We start from the raw sequence: 2180 nt of genomic DNA on the forward strand, positions 1-2180 counted from the left end.
GCCGCGGGGCTTAAAGGTCATTCTGCCTGAATTTGTATCCCGTGAAAAGAACAGCGTGGTGAAAAGGCTATGGGATTAATGCGCACACATCCCTTTATTGAGGTGAGGGTGGGGGAGAAACTTGTCCATGAGGTTTTTTACCAGCGTCTTTTAACGGCAACCATTACCGATCATGCGGGCAATGAAGCCGATACATTTGAAGCAGAGTTTGATGATCGTGGCAATGATTTAGAGGTTCCCTCAAGCAACAGTGCACTCCAGGTTACCTTTGGTTATCAAAACAGCATCCGTGCCTTTATGGGGCGTTTTGTTGTTGAGTCGGTGGTGAGTATTGGGGGCAGTGATGGAGAGATTTTACGCCTTTGTGGCAAAAGTGCTTCGATGCGCAAAGAACTTAAAGAACAGGCGAGTGAACATTTTGACCACCAAACCATTGCTGAGATTGTTGAGACACTTGCCAAACGTCATGGCTATCAAGCAAAGGTCAGTCCCCAATTTACCAAACAAACCTTGCCTTATGTGGTGCGCACCGATCAATCGGCGGTTGATTTTTTAACCCGCCTTGCGGACCGCATGCGGGCGCGTTTTTTAATCAAAGACCATAAGTTTTTATTTTTAAGCGGGGATAATTTACCAGCCCTTACCCTCCATAAGCATGACTGYTCAAGCTGGGAATTCACCCTAGAGCCGCGCACCCAATACGGCATCATTGAAGCTTCTTATTTTGATCGCTCAACAGGGCAACAGTGCCAAGTCAAGCATCAAACAGGTTTTAGCGGTCCTGTGCGTCGTCTGCGCAGTTGTTATCCATGTCAAGAAGAAGCACAAGCGGCGGCTGCCTCCGAGTCGGATAGGCTTTGTCGTGCTGTAGGCAGTGGCTCCTTAACTCTTGCAGGACGCCCCGAAATCATGGCGGATCAACCGCTTCTCCTGCAAGGGTTTCGTAGACAAATCAATGGGGAATGGAAAGCCGTTACCGTGACCCATCGCTATGAAAAGCAAAGTGGATATACAACAGAAATCACCTTTGAGGCACCAGAAAAGGGAAAGGAAAGCAATACAGAATAGAGGCTGGGCTGGTTACCCAGCCAACGGGGTTAAGTTTTGCGAACAGACCCGCTCGATGCGACTTAACATAACATCGCAGCCACTTCTTATCACCTAAAGCAATGAGAAGATGGCGAATATAGATGAAAGAGTGTTAAGAAATTATGGATATACTTCATAAGGAAAAATTAAAATCTGTTGAACCTATTTCACCAGCCGCTGCTTATATTGGGGGCAAAAGAAGATTAGCCAAAACCATTGTCAAAATCATTGAAGACATTCCACATAGCATTTATGCCGAGCCTTTCGTTGGTATGGGTGGAATATTCTTTAGACGGAAACTGATTCCATCTACTGAAATTATCAATGATTTTTCAGGAGATGTGGTGAATTTTTTTCGGGTGTTACAACGCCATTATCACCCTTTTATAGAACTGTTAGCGTTTCAAATAAGCAGTCGTGAGACGTTTGAACGCTTACAGACACAAAATCCAGATAGCCTCACGGATTTGGAACGGGCTTTGCGGTTTTTATATTTGCAGCGTTTAAGTTTTAGTGGGAAAGTAGCAGAGCGTACGTTTAGAGTTGAGACAGACCGGTGTGCACGGTTTAATTCCTTCAAACTTGAAAGTATATTAAAACTTATTTACCGCCGTTTAGCGAGAGTTATCATTGAACATTTAGACTGGTCTGATTTTATTGTGCGTTATGACCGGCCAAATACCTTGTTTTATCTTGATCCACCTTATTTTGGTGTTGAGGATTATTATGGAAAGGATTTGTTTAAGCGAGAAGATTATCAGACGATGTCTGCACTTCTTTCGCAATTAAAAGGGAAGTTTCTTCTCTCTCTCAATGATGTGCCAGAGATCCGAAAAACCTTCAGTCAATTCCATATAAAAGAGGTGAAAACAGTTTATTCGTGTAACTCTTTAAATAACACAATTGCTGGTAAGGAGCTCATCATTACCAATTGTGATTAGGAAAAGAGAAAACGATTCACGAAAGGGGCTTTAAACAATCTTTGAAAGGTCTTTGAAGTCCCTTTGAGAACCCCTTAAAAACCCTTCGAAAAAAATAAATTGATGCAAAACCTGCTGTCAAATTGTGCAAAACCCGATGACAAGCTACAG

2 protein-coding genes are annotated in these 2180 nt (G+C 43.2%); both read left to right on the forward strand.

The window, feature by feature from the left end; genetic code table 11:
* Positions 1–78 precede the first annotated feature (78 nt).
* Positions 79–1068: a phage late control D family protein gene (locus tag CER18_RS09570; RefSeq protein ID WP_100129735.1), complete on the forward strand. Its 990-nt coding sequence runs from the start codon at positions 79–81 to the stop codon at positions 1066–1068.
* A 143-nt stretch (positions 1069–1211) separates the two neighbouring features.
* A complete protein-coding gene (locus CER18_RS09575) occupies positions 1212–2030 on the forward strand; it encodes a DNA adenine methylase (RefSeq protein WP_100129736.1) in 819 nt (272 codons plus the stop codon).
* Positions 2031–2180: the final 150 nt, after the last annotated feature.

This window comes from Bartonella tribocorum (assembly GCF_002777915.1).
Taxonomy (GTDB): Bacteria; Pseudomonadota; Alphaproteobacteria; order Rhizobiales; family Rhizobiaceae; genus Bartonella; species Bartonella tribocorum_A.